Source organism: Kosakonia sp. ML.JS2a, assembly GCF_025642095.1.
Classification (GTDB): Bacteria; Pseudomonadota; Gammaproteobacteria; order Enterobacterales; family Enterobacteriaceae.
The window spans coordinates 2,513,277-2,531,942 of record NZ_CP106754.1 but is presented as its reverse complement, the minus strand read 5'-3'; the positions used below and the strand labels follow the sequence as shown (position 1 = coordinate 2,531,942).

Here is an 18,666-nt window from a genome sequence, read left to right as displayed (position 1 = left end):
ATCCATCACAGCGACCGGAAGGTTATTGCCATGCAATATGAAGAACAGCAGCTTATCAACGGCCTTTTTCAGCGCCTGAAACAGACTGAGCAGCAGAACAGCCAACGGGATGCTGACGCGGAGCGGCAAATTGCGGAGTTCGTTAAGCAGCAGCCTGCAGCGCCCTACTATATGGCGCAATCCATTTTGATTCAGGAAGCGGCGTTGAAACGTCTGCAAGCCAGAGTTCAGGAGCTGGAAAGCGAACTGGCGGCGCAAAAAAGTAAAGCGTCATCAACGGGCGGTAGCTTCCTCGGCGGGTTGTTCGGCGGCGGTAAGAGCCAGAACGCACAGCCGGAAAATAACTGGACCCCACCGCCGCAACCCGCGCCTGACTATGCGCGCCCGGCGGCTTCCACGCCACGCGGCGGCGGTTTTATGGCTGGCGCATTGCAAACGGCAGCGGGCGTTGCGGGCGGCGTGGTGCTTGCCGAGATGCTGACCAGTATGTTCCATCAATCCCGTCCGGAAGAGATCGTCAACATCATTGAAGAGCCCGCGACAGCCACAGGCGGTACGCCTTTTGATGCAGGACAAAACGACCGTTTTAACGATGTTTCCGACACGCGTTTCCTCGACAGTAACGATCCGTACCAGACGGATAACGACAACTATCAGGATGATGATTTCGATGACAACGACTACAGCAACGATGATGACAGCTTTATTTAATCATCCGTGTCGTTGAGGATAAAATACCGACGCCACCCGGCAGTGATGCCCGGTGGCGTTTTTCTTTCCGGAGCCGGAAACCGTCAGTGTTTGCCTGAATGATTCGACGAAAAAAAGAGGCCTTGCGGCCTCTTTCATGTTTCGGGTCAGGCAATCAGAACGTTTCCCAGTTATCGCCGTTCGCCAGCGCAGGACGCTGCGATTTAAACGCTTTCGGCGTTGACGATGATGATGCACTACGCTGCGGCGCTGCACCACTCAGACGGAATGCTCCCACCGCTTCAGTCAGGCGCGCGGCCTGCTCTTCCAGCGATGCAGCAGCAGCAGAAGCCTCTTCCACCAGGGAGGAGTTCTGTTGCGTCACATTATCCATTTCAGTGATCGCCTGGCTGACCTGCGTAATGCCTTTGCTCTGTTCGTCAGAAGCGGCGGCAATCTCCAGCATGATATCGGTCACGCGTTTGACCGCCGTGACGATTTCACCCATGGTTTCGCCTGCGGCAACAACTTCACCTGACCCTTGTTCAATCAGGCTGACAGAGTCGCTGATCAGCGCTTCGATCTCTTTGGCGGCCTGCGCACTGCGGCTGGCCAGCGTACGCACTTCACTCGCTACCACGGCGAACCCGCGCCCCTGCTCACCCGCACGTGCGGCTTCCACGGCGGCGTTCAGCGCCAGGATATTGGTCTGGAAAGCGATACTGTTAATCACTGCGGTGATTTCAGAGATTTTACGGGAGCTGGAGGTGATATTGCCCATGGTCTGCACGACGCCAGAAACAATCTGCCCGCCTTTGGTCGCTTTGCCGGAGGCATCGCGCGCCAGGCTGCTGGCATGGTGGGCGTTGTCGGCGTTCTGTTTCACCGTTGCGGTCAGTTGCTCCATGCTGGCTGCCGTCTCTTCAATCGCCGCCGCCTGCTGCTCGGTACGGGAGGAAAGATCGGTATTACCGGCGGAGATTTCGCTGGTACCACGATAGATCTCTTCAGCGCCCTGGCGAACCGTGGAGACGGTCGTCACCAGTGAATGCTGCATTGCCTGCAGATCACTGCTGAGACGGCCGATTTCACTGCGACCGGCAGCTTCGTCCGCAACGGTCAAATCGCCGGAGGCAATACGCGCGATGCGCTGCGCAGCACGTTGCAGCGGGTTAATGACCACGCGACGCAGAACGGTGAAGGTGATCACGGTCAGCACCAGCGCAAAAGCAAACGCCGCCGCCATAAACATCAGACCAAGCTGTGTGCGGCTGTGCGCTTCTTCAGTTAAATGCTGCGCACGTTCAGTACGAATTTGAATGGCTTTCAGCAACACCTCGTTATAGGTGTTGTCCAGCACGCGAGCTTGTTCACTTTCGTGGTTAATAATGGCTTCGAACATGCCGTTTTTGGCATATTTCAGCATCGGTTGCATGCCCGCGATGTAGGCATTAAACCGGGTGGTCAGGTCATCATCCAGCGCCTGGTCTGCCGGGGTTTTTACCGAACGATCCATATACTGTTTAAAACCATCCTGCGACTGTTTAATACGCTTTTCTGCGTCAGCCACGTTTTTTTTCATATCATCCATTTCGGCGATGCGGCTGGCCGCACCTGCGTGGATCAGGTTGAGACGTGCGATGCGTAAGTTGTTAGAACTGTTAGATAATCCCATGCGCACCTGAATTTCCTGCGTCACATCCTGCTGGTCGCGATCGGCTTGCATCAGGAAATAGCCCGCCAGACCGGAACTTAATGCAAATAGCACTAAGATGCCGCTAAGAATGGCTGAAAACAGGGGAACCAGGCGAATATTGTGCATAAAACCAATGCCTTGTGTTTTTTGCATTGCTGCTTTGTTATCCATGGCTATCGACTCTCATATTGATCTGATACGTACAACAGGAATGATATATAGGCATCGGCAATAATTGGATTATTCTTATGGCGAAAAGCGATACAGCGGTCACAGATTTGGAGATTGATGACGCCAGCGGTTTCACCGCTGGCGTGAGGCGGGATCAGTTATCGCCGAAATGGATAACGGTGCGGATGGATTTCCCTTCATGCATCAGATCAAACGCGTCGTTGATCTGTTCCAGCGGCATGCGGTGCGTGATAAACGGATCGAGGCGAATTTTTCCCGCCATCGCGTCTTCCACCATGCCCGGCAACTGGCTACGGCCTTTCACGCCGCCGAAGGCGGAGCCACGCCATACGCGGCCTGTTACCAACTGGAATGGACGGGTGCTGATCTCCTGACCAGCGCCGGCAACGCCAATAATCACGCTTTCGCCCCAGCCTTTATGGCAGCACTCCAGCGCCGAACGCATCACGTTGACGTTACCAATACACTCAAAGCTAAAGTCCACGCCGCCGTCAGTCATTTCCACGATCACATCCTGAATCGGACGCGCGTGATCTTTGGGGTTGATAAAGTCAGTGGCACCCATCTCTTTCGCCAGCGGGAATTTATCCGGGTTGGTATCGATAGCCAGAATGCGCCCGGCTTTCGCCTGCACTGCGCCCTGGATCGCCGCCAGACCGATACCGCCGAGGCCAAAAATTGCTACAGTGTCGCCCTCTTTCACTTTCGCCGTGTTGTGCACTGCGCCGATACCGGTGGTTACGCCGCAACCGAGCAGGCAGACTTTATCCAGCGGCGCGTGTTCGTTGACTTTCGCCAGCGAGATCTCCGCGCAAACGGTGTATTCGCTAAAGGTGCTGGTGCCCATATAGTGGAAAATCGGCTCGCCGTTATAGGAGAAACGGGTCGTGCCATCCGGCATCAGGCCTTTGCCCTGGGTCGCACGTACGGCCTGACAGAGGTTAGTTTTGCCGGATTTACAGAACTTACACTCGCCGCATTCCGCCGTGTAGAGCGGAATAACATGATCGCCCGGCTTCAGGCTGGTAACCCCTTCGCCAATTTCCACAACGATACCGCCGCCTTCATGGCCCAACACCGCCGGGAATACGCCTTCCGGATCGTCGCCAGAGAGGGTAAATGCATCCGTGTGGCAGACGCCGGTATGGGTAATACGCACCAGCACTTCGCCTTTTTTCGGCGGTGCAACATCGATTTCAACGATTTTCAGCGGTTGACCCGGTCCGAACGCTACAGCTGCACGTGATTTCATAAGTCTGTTCCTTTTTTGTGAGTACCTTGATGCTTATTTTAGATAAGAGCGCAAAAGATGACCGACTTCCGCCATGCGCACTGCCCGTTGATCGGCAGTGGTGTCGCCAGCGACCAGTTCATCTTTGAGGTGAATTTCAACCATTTCGCCCATCAGGCCGTTGGCTGCGCCGCGAATGGCGGCGATTTGTTGCAAAATCGCGATGCAAGGCTCGCCGCTTTCCAGCGCGCGTTCCAGTGCATCAACCTGCCCACGGATACGACGCACACGCGTCAGCGCCCGTTTTTTATCTTCAGGTGAATGTGGCATAGAACCTCCTGCATACTATAGGGGGGTATACTACAGGAGGGATGGTTTTGCTGTAAACGTCAGGTTTTATGTGGGTATTGTGAATGTCACAAGCTCTTTATCGGTGACCTCATAAAGTCTTACACTTCAGTACCTTGCATTGCCACAGTCAGCAACGCCAGAGAAAGGTGATGTTGCGATTATTCAGCCTTACAAAGGCGGGAACGGAATCGGCCATATGACGATGTTTGAGGGTAAAACATGGTATTCTGATTTCAAACAACGGGATATGTATCCGGGAGTTACGTACCGGCAATTTCGTCCGCCCTATGTTATTGACAGGAAAAAATGATGCGTTACCTGCTTACCTTGTTACTGGCTATTTATATTCCTTTTGCCAGCGCAAATACTGAGACGGATATTCAGAAAAGTGTGACTGATTTCTACTCATTCTATTTACATGAATATGATAAGACACCATCAGATGACATTATCAAAATGGATAAAATGCATCAGTGGATGTCAAAAAAGTTACTGGCACGTATGGCCGCTATTTATGAAATGCCTGAGCAGGAATTGCTTGAGGCGGATTATTTTATCTATGCTCAGGATTATGATCCTGCATGGATACCGCGTATGAAAGTATCCCCTGCTTATCGTGATGGGGACAGTATGAAGCTGGATGTCTGGTTGGGTATACAGGACAATAAATTGAAGCATTTGCAGGTCTGGACCCGTAAGGAAGATGGAGAATGGAAAATCTGGCGGGTGATTGATGCCGGGAACCATATTGAGCAGAAGCTCTATTGAGTTCTTATATTATTCGGTTAATAAAGTCCGTGCCGGCACGGGCTTTATTACTGCTTATTTACCCCCTGAACAGACAGATAGTCAGGGATAATCCGATATGAAGTCGATCCTTACAGGATAAGAACGGCTTGGGGATGTAGCCGTTATTCAGGCTATCACGCAAAGCTTCGCAGGACATACCTGCATTTTTGATGGAAAAGTTTGGATCAGTGATTTTGTTCAACTCCATGGAATGTACCCAGGAATCGCATACAGAAGGCGTCATCCTTCCTTTAAAATCTACAGGCATGATTAATATGAAAGCCTTAAGCCTCATTTTGCTATTAATTTCTTCATCTGTGTTGGCGGATTCGTATCCGGTCGATCAAGCCCGTCATCAGGCATTGATATTTAATAAATGGTATATAACGCAAATCAGCCAAAGTAAATACCCGATTACGGATGGTCACGAAATAGACAAATATGTCGCCGCAGATACACTAAAGAAACTGCGCCACCCCAATGTCGACGGTGAAGAAGATTATGGCTCAGACTTTTTTTTACGTGCCCAGGATTATGACAACGACTGGCCAGATAATGTGAATGTCATTCAATCCGACTATGACCCGGTATGTACAAATGTCTATGTTGCCTTTGGCAAAGCCAAAAAACACGTTGTTGTGGATTGTATGATTAAGGAATCTGGAACATGGAAAATTCAATCAGTAACAAACCTCGATATTATGCCTGAGTAATTACAGAACTATAGCCAGCACGTTATTGTGACCGTTCTGGCTATTAAATCGCCACGGATAATCAGACACTTTCGAGCCATTGCGAGTATTGGGTTTCGTATACCGCCGGTGGCACCTCATTGCTCCTTGCACATAGCAGCCTGTAATACGCGACAGGCGGCGAGGAGTGAGGAACGGAAGTTAGTGATTCTTTGAAAATAGTTTTTAAGCGTCTAGTCTAACGTAGCCAAGTATTAATCAATGAGGAGCTGGTCACGGCTTCACGACCGCTGAATAACCTGACACCGGAAGAGTACCGGCAGGGCAAGTTTAATCCACTTCTCCGAGTGCTAGGCAATAAACACGTATATCGGAAGTCTCTAGGTGTTACGCTGGTTTTAGAATATCCATCATATTACGACCATGGCGGCTAAATTTGCACTGGTGGAAAAAATAAAGGGACGGAATAATTGAATGGTGGCTATTCCTGTCGATACCTCAGGAATAGCCTGTCAGGCTTAGAGCAATGACTCCAATTTTTGTCTTGCTTGGCTTGTTAGCCGCTTAATGCCCAATGATCGCGTGATATCTGCAATTTTGTTCTCGCCTTTTGTATTCAGCACCAATGCGCGTAACTCTTCTGCAGGGATAGCATCAATCTGGCGAATATCATTTTCTGTCGCAGGCAAACGGAACGTATTCCAGTCTGCCTGCTGAGTTGTGGACTGCCAGACAAAATTTTCACCAAAATGATCTGTCGCAACATGATAATGCTGATCCACCAACTCCATCACCCTTTCACGAATTAACCTGCCAGCACGATTGAAACCGTGGACGCGTGCAATGCGCTGCACCAACGTTGTTTCCAGCAGTGGAGATTCAGCTTTCACCACTGAGTCGATGAGCCATCTCAGGGTTTCGTCATACCCGCTAATGTAGAAGCGTTCAGCATCAACTCTGCTATTCCATTCTTGCAGGTCATTAACGATGTATTTAGCCCCCTGTGCGGGTAAGGTAATTCCTGGGGTCGGTAATGAGGCGTATTTTAGCTCTGACTCAGTTGTATCTGCTCTAGCGTTGTCTTCAGACTTTTTACTGGGTTGCTTTATCACTTCGACAGGTTCTGAGATCTCTTCATCGTTGGCTCCCTGCACAATGGTGGTAGTTATGGGGAGATTATCCGACACTGCAATAGCAGTTGCTTCATCGCTAATATCATCAGGTTTCTCTGCCTCCGCCATATGCATTACATCAGCGGCTCTGGATTCTTCAAGCAGATCGCGAATGGCCGAATCAAGTCGCTCAAGCGCACATTCTTTATCAATCCACCACTCTGTTGACCAGAGGCGTAATAATTTCCAACCGAGTCCTTGCAGGATAGCGCTGCGAACTTTATCACGATCACGGGCTGTGGCTGCGCTATGGTAGGTTGCGCCATCACATTCAACGCCGACCAGGTAATCACCCGGTTTATCCGGATGAACGATCCCCAAGTCAATACGAAAACGGGAGACACCTATTTGCGGAATAACATGCCAGCCTTTTCTTCTCAGACCACAAGCCACCGCTTCTTCAAAAGGTGAGTCATAGTCGCCAACCGAACCACGAACAGCCTGTGCCAAGGCTACCGGGCCCCGTTGAGCAAATTCAATGAAATGTTTAAGGTCGGCGACAGCACGTGCGCTGGTTCGATTGAGGTCGATCATTGAAGAGTCGAATGAGGTGAATACCATCATCTCCTGACGTGCACGCGTGACGGCAACATTCAGGCGTCGCCAGCCCCCTTCACGATTGAGTGGGCCAAAGCTCATGGACATCGTGTTGGCACCGGGTTCTGTAGGGCCGAACCCAATACCGAGCATAATCAGATCGCGCTCATCGCCCTGTACTGTCTCAAGGTTTTTAACCACCACTGGTTCTTCAAGCTCTTGCTGAAAGAAGGGCTCAATTGCAGGGTGTTGCTGCCGGGCTCTATCCAGCAAGTCATTGATCAATTTTTGTTGTTCAGTATTCAGGGTAATAATGCCAATTGACTTACCTGAAGCGATAAATTTTTTATCCGTGAGACGTTTTACGGTCTCTGCGACGATGGCTTCGGCTTCGGCCTGATTGTGACGACCTTTACCTTTCGAATAAACGCCGGCAACTTTGCACCACTGAACAGCGCTTTGCCGCGTTTCTGACGCAGGGAAGGTGATCAGATTCCCGTCATAATAGCGGTGGTTAGAGAAGGTGATCAGACTTTCATGGCGACTACGGTAGTGCCAGCTCAGGCTATGGTTGTATAACCCGGCGGCAAGGCATTCATCCAAAATGCTTTCCATATCTTCCTCTGTATCATCGTCGACATCACTTGCCCCACGATTGAAGAAACTGGTTGGCGGCATCTGACGTGGGTCGCCAGCCACAATAACTTGTTTACCGCGAGCCATTGCTCCAATAGCGTCCCAGGGGGATATCTGTGATGCTTCATCAAAGATCACCAAATCAAACAAAGCCTGACTGGAAGGCAAAAATTGCGCTACGGAAAGAGGGCTCATAAGCATGCAGGGTGCAAGTTTCGACATTGCATCGCCCATCTCTGCGGCCATTTGCCGTACAGGCTTATGACGCCGAGATTTCTGCAGTTCATGCTTCAGTAAAGCAAAACCACCTTGTTTGGCTATTTCATTTTTTGCGGGGATCATGCCACACAGGCGGGCACGAATGTAACGAACCGTTAACTTTTCCAGACGATCGGTATGCTGGCGATATGCCTCAATGTCACTCATATGTTCCGCCGGAACAAAATTATGTAGTAGCGGTTCCGAATCAATGACCCATGAGGCGAACCAGCGACAATAGGCAGTTTCGAAAATCTCTGAGGCACTCGTTTCTGAGGTATCAAGGTGAGCAAGCGCATCCAGCATGGGCATCAGCCCCTGAGAAATGGCTTCCGTCCGCACGCGACTCCAGTCACTCCATGCTTTCAGCGCTGATGAATTCTGCATTATGTTTAACGCACAGTTCCGCAATGTGGGGATAGATGGATTTTCTTCTTGCGTTTTTATCAGGCCACAGAAGGTTGTCTTTGCTTCGCTAAATCCGGTAAGTGCAGTACGGAGGTTTTGGCATAAATCTGCAACTACACCGGCCGCCCCCAGCAAATCATTGGCATCAATGACCAGGGTTTTAACTGCAGTGCGAATCCCTGCTAGTTGTTGTGGCGAAGAGGCTAACGTACCGATTTTGCTGCGGATCTCTTCCGCAACTGCCAGTGTCGCTGCTAATTTTGTGTAATCTGTTGCCAGGCTGTTCCAGCCCGGTAGCGTTGCAGTCTCGCTACTTATCGCCGTCAGACGTTGTAACAACGACTGCAGCAGGCCAATAAGAGGTAAATCGGCCGTCAAATCTGGTGCTGAACTGAGCGCATGTTGCTGCATTACACCGTGGATAACTTTTTTGCGCGCGCTGGTGGCGAAGAACCAGAACTTTTTACTAGCTTGCGTTAGTACTTGTTGGATTTGCGGTACGTTGACATGTTGCCAGTTATCCGCAGGATAGTTGACTGACAACCGTGCTTTGGTGGTGGTTATCTCCTGCAGCAGAGCGATTGCTGTATGAGCAGCCTCAATGCGGGCTGCTGCATCGGGAGTGAACATAAAACTGAGATCGATGCCGCCAGCTTTGGTCAGGAGTTCGCAAAATGCAACCAACTGTTCCAATTTTGTTGGCTCTTTGATATCCAGTTCAATTCCGCTTGCCTCTAGTAGCGCATCAGCCGCTTGCTCCAGGTTTTCTATTTTCCCGGGCAGATTTTTTGCACTGACAATTAGTGATGACTGCCATCCGTTCGTCCAGTCTGTTTGTGCAATGGCGGCAAAATGTTCACCGTGTTGTTGAAAAGCAGCACGGTTAAGCTCCAGACGTCTGGCTATCTGCCTGAAATATTCCATCTGTTCTGCGGTATGCAGTGTACCAGCCGGCCATGTCAATTGCGGTGTTGCTACACTGGCATCTTTTATAACTCGACCCATTGCATGATGTAGCGTTAAGCCGTTAGGCCAACGTTTATGAAGCAAACGAACAACTTCGTTAAGCTTGTCACGAAGAGTTTGTAACTTGCTTGCTTCCTCTTCCCATTCCTGGACAGTCAGCACGTCGCGCACGTCCCACGCGCGTTCGAGTTGCTTAAGAAAATCCAGCTTCGAGGTTTTACTGGAGTGTAATTCCAGGCAAAACTCACCTAGTCCTTTAGTTTCCAGCCTGCGGTAAACGACATCCAGAGCAGCTTTTTTTTCTGCCACAAAAAGCACTCGTCTGCCCAGAGCAAGGTTGTGCGCAATCATATTGGCTATTGTTTGCGACTTGCCTGTTCCGGGCGGTCCGTCAAGCACAAAATCGCGACCTTTTGCTGAAGCCACTACCGCTGCAACTTGCGAAGAGTCTGCAGGTAAGGGCAAAAAAAGTTCCTGTGTTCCTATTTCGTCATCCAGTTCATCGACATCTATGATTTCACCGCTCTTTTGCAACGTGGCATTTTCCTGTCCACGCTCAATCAGATATTTGACCAACGGGCTTTCCATCAGTTGCGGTGTGCGGTCGACGAGATCCTTCCACATCAGATATTTGGCGAACGAAAAGGTACCAATCACGACATCGCGAGTGACCTCGAAGCCCGGGATATCACGGACTGCACGGCGTATAACATTCCATATACCATCGACATCAATACCACTTTCATCGGTTGGTAATTCGCCATCCAGCCCGTTGATGGTCAGCGCAAAATCGTTACGCAGTAGCTCGAGAAGCGTCAGATTGAAGCGAGGTTCTTCTTCCAGCAAGCGCATTGTCACGCCAGAGAGCGCGCTTTTTCGATCCAACTGAATGGGCAGAAGAATGAGTGGCGCGAAATAACTCTTCGGGTCATCGGCAGTTTTTTTCCATTTAAGGAAGCCGACAGCCAGAAAAAGCGTATTGGCGCCGCCTTCTTCGAGGTCACTTTTGGATTTACGATAGAGGTCAATTAGTGAAGATTCTAGGCGTTCTTGTTCTAAAGGGGAGACAACTTCACCACGTTCCAGCGCGTTTTGTGCATACTCATCACGTAAGTTTTCATGCGTCTGTTGCTGGTATAATTCTACATCCCGACCGCCCATTTCGAGATTCGGCAAAGAGACGATACGCAGACGCTTGCCTTCCGCAAGTTTATCTTCAAGCAGCCCGGGGTTAGAACATACCAATCTGATGCCTTTCGCACTTTCCGGCAGATGCAATAGGCGGTTCCGGGTTGTTAAATCTAACAATTTTCGTTGCCACTGGACCAGCCGGCTGGTTGCTCCTTTTTCATCAGCTATGTCGATCTCAATATCAAATGAAGGCAGTTGCGGCGCATCTTCAAATCCATGAGAAATGATCTGTTCCGTATCAGCGGCCTGCGCTGTCGTACCCAATGTTCCCAGCACCAACGGGCGGATTTTTTGCATTCGCGCGCGTCGTACATCTATAGCGGCGTAGAATTTTTTCTCTGTCAGATGCTGGAGTGCCTCTACGGAAGCCTGAGTAAACGATGCTGGGTGCGCTTGTGTTGCCAGCGTCGTTTCAAATACGACCATCTCTTTTAAATCGATTCGCTTACGTACGGCGGAGACATCTTCGGTGACGAGTTGCGCAAACTCTTGCGGTTGCAACCATAGGCCGACTAAAGCATGACCTTCCGTTAAAAAAACCAGCGGGTTCAGACCGAGTTGTTCGAGTGCGGATGCAAATAAGAGTGTGGTATCCAGACATGTGGCAACCCTTGCCTCCATGATGGCCCCGGGTGTACGAATCTTCTGGCCGTTGTGTTCGAAGCTGGCAGGGGGAAGAGCGTAGCTAATATTGATGTTGCAGATGGCAGTCCAGAGGGCAGAGGCTATCTCCCAGACCCGGGTTCTGGATTTACTTTCGTAGCCATCCAAGGCTTCTCTTTTCCCTGCACTGCGAAGAACATCCGACGTGGCTTTGAGCAGGCAATCAATCGCAGGGTCGTTAGGTGTGATGAAAGACGGCAACAATTCAACCATCGCATCGCCACCCCATTCATTTTTTGCCAAGGCTTCAAGCGGGTAATAAAAAGTAAAAAGTTCATCCTCTCCCTGACGTAAACACAGCGTAATTTCGCAAACCACGCTTTCAGTCAACTCAGCCAGCCATTTTGCATCGAGCTTAAAATCGCGATCACGAATATCGAGTGAGGAGCGAGGAAGCAAGCGATCAATTTTCCACTGTTTCGCTTCCAGCACCGCAGGTGTTGTCTGCAAATGCAGAGTTAAATCTTGGTACGTTTGGTCAGATTCGTTATGTAATACCAGTTCACGTAACAGGGGAACCGCATTTTGGTGCGAAGTGAATCCCAGCTTATGGGCGACACTGACATATGCCTTAATACTCATAAAATTCCGTCTCCAATGAGAATATATCACTCAGGCCATGTTTATTGATGGAGGAGCCCGGGTGAACACAAATCCTGCCTAATAGGGTTATCAGGCCAACTTATCGTCGACATGATATATAGTCTTAAGAATTGTCTTAATGTTTTATACGATAAAGGATACAAGCCACCTAAGCTACATGAAACTTGGGATTTACCAGCAGTTCACAACGATCTATTAGCGCTATTTATTGCAGCAATAAGATGGTGGATTGTTCCAGCATCTATAGGCCAGTTATTGGCAGGATAATGCGATTAATCTTTCCAGATAAGAATATATTAATTAAAAAACAAATGGTTAAATATTATTGGAGTATTTTCTCTACGACCTATTTTGTCAGTGTGTGATGATGTAAGTATCCCATCCAGGCGGGCCATGTGCTTTTAAATATCTGATCTAACGAGCCATAGCGTTCCTGATGTCCGCTCCTGGCACTCAGCAGCCCTCCCCACATCACAGTTCTCGTCACTGTGTTTTTGGGTAATACACAGCGTTAACCGGTGTAACCCAATTGCCCTCTTCTTGAGGGCACTCATACTCTCCTGATATTCCCCCCATTCTCTGAGAACTCACTGTTCTCCGTAGCCTCAGCGGCGATTCTCTTTCGTTGAACCATATGACCAGTAGCCCCCCGCTCTTTTCCGTTCTAAACATAAATATGCCTTTTACGAGGATAACGCATAAATAGTGGCAAATATCGTCGACGATATGGCGTAATCCTTTGCGAACTCCTCAAGGGCCTGAAGATTTTCCTTAAAGTGCGTGATCATCTTATCCGTCGCGATGGATTCATTTTCTGCCGTGGTGTCAAAAGGTAGCTTATAAAAACCGTCCGCTTTCAGCTTGCTTTTAATTTCAGGCGTCACGCTGTCCTTGGCGTAAACGTTAATCGCGATATCATTTGCATAAAAAACGTATTTATTCATTTTTGTCTCTTATTCCATCGTTATCATTAGGTGGTGCTGTCTGCGCCTTTCAGCCGCTCACCCATCCGTTGTATGAACGCTCGATACCCGGTTACGTCCGGCGGATTTGCTTTGATAAAGCGCCGTGTCAGCGTCGTGCAGCAATTGGGTCCAGCTACCGGCTTGTGTGGGGATAGTCCATGCAATACCGATGCTCAGGGTGACAAACGGGTCGATATCAGACGTGGCATGAGGTAGCTCCAGCGCTTTTAACGCGTCCAGTATGGCGTTTGCGCAGAAGACCGCGCCGCTCTCATCCGTGAACGGCAACAAACAGGCAAACTCCTCGCCACCATAGCGAAATGCCAAATCCGCCGGGCGATGAAGCGTGGCTTTGAGTGTGGACGCAATAGTTCGCAGGCAGTCATCCCCGGCCAAATGCCCGTAATGATCGTTATAGCGTTTGAAAAAATCGACATCCATCATCAGCAGCGCAATGGGACGCTGTTCCCGGCGGCAGAGCAGCCAGTTTTTGGTGAGCAACTCATCGAACCGGCGGCGATTGAGCAAGCTCGTCAGGCCATCAAGCCAGGCAATATTGCGCATATTGTCCATATACAGCTTGAGCGTCAGATGGGTAATGGCTCTGGCCTGCACCACCGCCGGGTTAATCGGTTTAGAGATAAAATCCACAGCGCCAATTTCGAAGCCATACGCTTCAACGTCGGCTTCAGTCTCTGCGGTCACAAAAATCACCGGGATAAACTCAGTCAGGGGATCGGCCTTCAGGCGTCGGCAGACTTCGTAACCGTCCATCACCGGCATAATAATATCCAGCAGGATCAGATCGGGTTGCTGCTCTTTTGCCAGCTCCAGCGCCTTCTCACCGTTTGTCGCCATCAGCACATCAAACTGCTCAGTAAAGACGTCGTTTAACAGGCGAATGTTGATAGGCTGGTCATCAACGATCAGCACACGAGGCTTAATGCCTTGCTGGTTCAGCTCCTCAAGCATTTTTTTCCACATCCCGCACCTCCTTAATCTGCTCCAGCACCTGCTTCGCCCTGTTAAAGTCGAGATTTTCGGTCGCCTGAACAAGCGCCTCCGCGAATGACTGCCATGCCGGGTTCTGACTCAGTTGCCAGGCGAGTTGCTCTGCCTGATCGACGGCCTTCATATTGCTGCTGTTAAGACTCTGCGCCAGTTCATCTATCAACCCACCGAGTTCAATCTGAGTAAGTTCCGGTACATCCGGGGTCGGCGCCATGCTCGCCAATAACTCACTGATGTTGCGATGCTCTTCCTGCGCCAGGGCCTCTATCTGCGCCAGTACCTCATCCAGTTGTCGGGCTTTATCCTGCTCACTGGCGGTTTTTAATGCTGACTCGCTGTTAACAATATAGTGATAGAGATTATCCAGCCCGACAGAGCCGGTGGTTCCCTTCAGCGTATGCAGTGCCATCATCGCGGCTGGCCAGTCTTCCTCACGGCGCGCCTCCCGTAAGGCGGTCACCAGCTCCGAAAACGATGGCATAAATGCGCGCAGTAATTTTTGATAAATGATCAGGTTTCCGCCAAAACGCTGTAACAGTTGATCCGACGGTGGTTTTGTATCGGCGGGAGCCTCGACGGCGTGGGCCTGTCGCCCGCTAATTTGCAGGATCACAGCAATTACATCCTGGAACACCAGAGGCTTACTGATATGCCCGTTCATGCCAGCGGCGAGGCAATTCTGTTTATCTGATTCGCTCACGTTCGCCGTCATCGCCACAATCGGCAGCGTTGCAAAAGCCGGATTGGCGCGTATCCTGCGGGTGGCCTCAAAGCCATCGATGTCCGGCATTTGCAGATCCATCAGCACCATATCGAAGCTCTGTTGACCCTGGATCACCATATTGACCCCCTCTTCGCCCCCGGAAGCAATCGTCACGTGCGCCCCTTCGCTAAGCAGCAGCTCTCTGACCACCGTCTGGTTAAACGCGTTATCCTCCACCACCAGCAAAGACAAACCGGCCAGCATACGACTCGCGACCGGGTCAGAGTTCGTATGCGATTTATCGCCGGCAGAGACAGTGCTTATCGCTTCCAGCAGTTGCTGCGGGGTTATGGGTTTCGACAGGACTTTATCCAGCGGTGAGTGCACGCCGGTATCCGGCAGATCTTCATGGTGCGCCGCACTGAGTAAAATCAGCGATGGCATGTGCGGCAACTGCATGTCATGGCGAATATGTTCCGCCAGCGCAATGCCGTCCATCTCGGGCATGATCCAGTCCAGCAGCACGGTATCGTAAGGCGTACCGGCATCGGAGGCGGCTTTCACTTTTCGAATCGCCTCGGCAGCGCTGGGCGTGCTGTCGACCTGAACATGCATTGCGCGCAGCGTGTCCTCAATCAGCGTTCTGGCAATCAGGTTATCATCCACCACCAGTACGCGCGGCGTGTCGCCGCTAACGTGCAGAGGTTGCCAGCTCACACGGGTATCACGCGGGAAATGCAGTTCAAAGGCAAAGGTACTGCCACGCCCCAGCTCACTGTCTACGGTGAGTACACCGCCCATTTGCTCAACCAGACGACGGCTAATGACGAGCCCCAGCCCGGTACCGCCATAGCGCCGAGAGGTCGAGGTTTCGGCCTGCGTAAACACATCAAATATCCGTTTCTGCTGCGCTTCGCTGATGCCAATGCCGGTGTCAGACACGCTGATGCGCACATCAACACTCTGCTCAGATAGCGCCAGCAGGCGGGTTTGTACAACCACTTCCCCTTTCTCGGTAAATTTAATCGCATTGCTGACCAGGTTGATCAGGATTTGCTGCAATCGCTGTGCATCGCCAATGATGTTCGGCGGCAGCGAATTATCGAGATCGAACAACAACTCCACGGATTTATTACGCAAATTACCGGAAAGAATGATCGCCAGTTGCTGCATCAGGCCATGCAGATCGAGCGGATTCAGATCCAGTTCCAGTTTACCGGCATCAATTTTTGAGTAATCCAGCACATCATTCAGCAAGCTGAGGAGCGACGTTGCAGCGACATGCGCCTTGAAGGCGAAATCATGCTGTTTTTGCGTGAGCCCGGTTTTCAGCAGCAGTTGCAGCATTCCCAACACGGCATTCATCGGCGTACGGATTTCATGACTCATATTGGCAAGGAACAGGGATTTCGCGGCATTCGCCGCATCGGCCTGTTCTTTGGCTTCAATCAAATGCAATTTCAGTAAGCGATCTTCCGTAATGTCCTGATTTATCCCGGTGACGCGAATCGGCTGGCCGTTGCTGTCGTATTCAATGTTGGCGGCAGCCTGAATAAAGTGCTGCGAGTTATCACCGCGCAGAATGCGAAATGTCGGAAGATACTCATCATGCGTGACGATGGAACGGCGCAGATCATTGACCGCAATGTCGACATCTTCCGGATGGATACGCGAAACCCAGTGCTGGAACGTCAGCCCGGTTTCCGCCAGCGAAGGCGGCAGGTCATAGAGCTCATACATCTTGTCGTTCCACTCCAGCGCATCGGTGGCGATATTCCAGCTCCAGATGCCCAGCTCCGCCGTTTTCGAAGCAATCAGCAGGGTTTGCGTGGTCGACAATAACTGATCGCGCGCGGCCTCCAGCGCCTGCTGGGCCTGGCGCTGTTGCGTAATATCCGCCGCAATACCGAGATAACCGATAATTGCGCCGTTGGCATCGCGCATCGCCGTGACCACCAGATTGACAGGGAAACGCGTGCCATCCTTGTGCTGATAGGTCCACTCAAAGTGTTCCGGACGACCATTGCGCGCATGGTAAATAAAGACATCAAACCCTTGAATGTCCTCATTATATTGCTCGCTGAGTTGTTTACCCCGCGCAAGGGTTTCTTCCGGCACATGCAGCATTTCCGGCGTGGCTTTCCCCACCAGATCCGCCTCGCGGTAGCCCAGCATCTGCTCCGCGCCACGGTTAAACAGACGGATGGTGCCATCCAGATCGGTGGCGATGATCATAAATTCATAGGTGGCGGATAACACCGTGCTGAGCATCGCGTTGACGGTGGCCAGCTCTTCAGTACGTTGCCTGACCTGCTGCTCCAGATGGAGATTAAGGTCGCGGATGCGCTGCTCGGCTTCCTTCTGCAGTGAAATGTCGCGCACACTTTTCGATGCACCAATGACTTTACCGTCCACAGAACAGATCGGCGCGATAGTTGTGGCGACAGTCAGCTCTGAGCCATCTTTGCGATGGCGCACCGTCTCCAGACTTTCGATAGCCTGCCCGGACATCACCCGTTGCAGGATCTGATTCTCTTCCTCTTTCAGCCGCGCGGGGATGATCAGGTCCACCATCTTCTGCCCGATGGCTTCCTGGCGGGTATAGCCAAACATGCGTTCGGCCCCCTTATTCCAGCTGATCACCGTTCCGGTGGTGTCCTTCCCGATAATCGCATCAACGGAGCTTTCCACAATCAGCGTAAGTTTGTTTTGCTCAATGAGCAGCCGTTTACGATCGGCATTGCGCGAGACGGCAATATTGACCAGCATGGCGAGGATCACCGTCATACCGCCGCCCAATAGCGCGATCCACACCGGGGAAACCAGGTTAAGCCCGGCGACCCAGGCGGGTGTCACGGTCAATGTAAAACGCCAGATCCTGCCCAGCACCGGAATATCTTTGCTGTAGGGATAGAGTCCCTGCTCACTGCTGTTGCGGTAGAACTCCTCAACGTCCTGCGGATTGGTCGCATCCTGCAGCGACAAAATGAGCTGGTCATTACGGATGCCGGAGCCCGCGAGAATTTCATGCACATTCAATGGCGCAAAAGCCCAGCCGAAGCCGAGTTGCATTTTTTCCATGGCAGTGGCAGGCGTTTTTGCCCCGTCATAAATGGGCAGTAGAATAAAGAAAGCATCCGGCTCCTGGGGGGAAGAATATTTCAGGGTCAAGGGTGAGGTGATAACGGCGTCGCCGCTCAGCATGGCGTTATCCGCCGCCAGCTTGCGCATATATTCCGACGCAATATCCAGGCCAACAATATTGGCGTTACTGCTGACGGTAGCAGGCTCCATATATTCAATAATGTAATGTTCGTGCTGGTTCAGCCCGATGTAGGAGATCCGAAAATCAGGGCGGCCTTCTACGCGTTCTTCAGCAAGATAATCAGCAAGCTTCTGGTGAGGCACCCGGCGAATAAACCCAAAGCCTCTTGCCCCCGGGAAGTCTTTACTCAGATTCAGCGATTGGGCAAAACCGACAAAGCCCTGATCCGTGACTTCGCGGCCACCGCTGCTGAGTACTGCCGTGCGGGCTTCGTAAAGGCCATACCGGTATCGGTTGACTCTTTCTATCAACTCGTTGAATTGCGGCTCTGCATTTTTGATAACTGCCTGCCGGATATGCTGTACATTCAGTCGGTGAACCACAACAACAGCCACCAGCGTAAGCAGCAACCCTGCCACCAGGGTGATTATCGTTGCCAGTTGCGGGCGGAGCTTTTCTTGAATCTGATAGTTATTTCCCGATGGCTGCATACCGTGTCCCGGAATATATTCTCTGGTGGGTCTTTGCACACCAGAAATACCGATGGTAACGTTAACGTTGTTTACCATTACTTAAATCATTTATCGCCAGAACCGAACAACCCTTCTGCTGCCTCGCCGCGATCATTCTCACCGCTTCAGATTTTA

Annotated in this window: 10 protein-coding genes and 1 pseudogene; 4 read left to right on the top strand and 7 right to left on the bottom strand. The window is 51.0% G+C overall.

Translation table 11 applies throughout. The features are described 5' to 3' along the window. Positions 1-30: 30 nt before the first annotated feature. Positions 31-711, top strand: coding sequence for a DUF2076 domain-containing protein (locus N7922_RS12110; RefSeq protein WP_263100747.1), 681 nt, complete (start codon positions 31-33; stop codon positions 709-711). Positions 712-865: 154 nt separating this feature from the next. Here the strand turns inward: N7922_RS12110 and N7922_RS12105 are convergent, their stop codons facing one another. From N7922_RS12105 to N7922_RS12095, 3 genes are all read right to left on the bottom strand, one after another. Continuing rightward, on the bottom strand, positions 866-2,557 hold the full coding sequence (locus N7922_RS12105) for a methyl-accepting chemotaxis protein (RefSeq protein WP_317633853.1): 1,692 nt from the start codon (positions 2,555-2,557) through the stop codon (positions 866-868). Between the two features lie 154 nt (positions 2,558-2,711). Beyond that, positions 2,712-3,830, bottom strand: a complete 1,119-nt coding sequence (locus N7922_RS12100; protein WP_263100745.1) for an S-(hydroxymethyl)glutathione dehydrogenase/class III alcohol dehydrogenase — start codon at positions 3,828-3,830, stop codon at positions 2,712-2,714. 33 nt (positions 3,831-3,863) lie between these two features. Further along, complete coding sequence (locus N7922_RS12095) at positions 3,864-4,139, bottom strand: metal/formaldehyde-sensitive transcriptional repressor (protein WP_061496064.1); 276 nt, start codon at positions 4,137-4,139, stop codon at positions 3,864-3,866. Between the two features lie 157 nt (positions 4,140-4,296). Here N7922_RS12095 and N7922_RS12090 point away from each other — a divergent pair. The 3 genes and pseudogenes from N7922_RS12090 to N7922_RS12080 form a co-directional block, all read left to right on the top strand. After that, positions 4,297-4,470, top strand: a pseudogene (locus tag N7922_RS12090) (hypothetical protein); the annotation flags it as partial. Further along, on the top strand, positions 4,467-4,928 hold the full coding sequence (locus tag N7922_RS12085; RefSeq protein WP_263100744.1) for a YbjP/YqhG family protein: 462 nt from the start codon (positions 4,467-4,469) through the stop codon (positions 4,926-4,928). The pseudogene N7922_RS12090 and the gene N7922_RS12085, both read left to right, overlap by 4 nt. 191 nt (positions 4,929-5,119) lie before the next feature. Then, positions 5,120-5,662, top strand: a complete 543-nt coding sequence (locus N7922_RS12080) for a YbjP/YqhG family protein (RefSeq protein WP_263100743.1) — start codon at positions 5,120-5,122, stop codon at positions 5,660-5,662. 497 nt (positions 5,663-6,159) lie between these two features. Here N7922_RS12080 and N7922_RS12075 read toward each other — a convergent pair whose 3' ends face one another. From N7922_RS12075 to N7922_RS12060, 4 genes are all read right to left on the bottom strand, one after another. Beyond that, entirely contained in the window at positions 6,160-12,054 is a 5,895-nt protein-coding gene (locus tag N7922_RS12075; RefSeq protein WP_263100742.1) for a DUF3320 domain-containing protein, read from the bottom strand. Between the two features lie 704 nt (positions 12,055-12,758). After that, complete coding sequence (locus N7922_RS12070; RefSeq protein ID WP_263100741.1) at positions 12,759-13,019, bottom strand: hypothetical protein; 261 nt, start codon at positions 13,017-13,019, stop codon at positions 12,759-12,761. Positions 13,020-13,076: 57 nt separating this feature from the next. After that, entirely contained in the window at positions 13,077-14,024 is a 948-nt protein-coding gene (locus N7922_RS12065; protein ID WP_263100740.1) for a diguanylate cyclase domain-containing protein, read from the bottom strand. After that, complete coding sequence (locus N7922_RS12060; RefSeq protein ID WP_263100739.1) at positions 14,005-18,588, bottom strand: PAS domain S-box protein; 4,584 nt, start codon at positions 18,586-18,588, stop codon at positions 14,005-14,007. Before N7922_RS12060 ends, N7922_RS12065 begins: the two co-directional genes overlap by 20 nt. Positions 18,589-18,666: the final 78 nt, after the last annotated feature.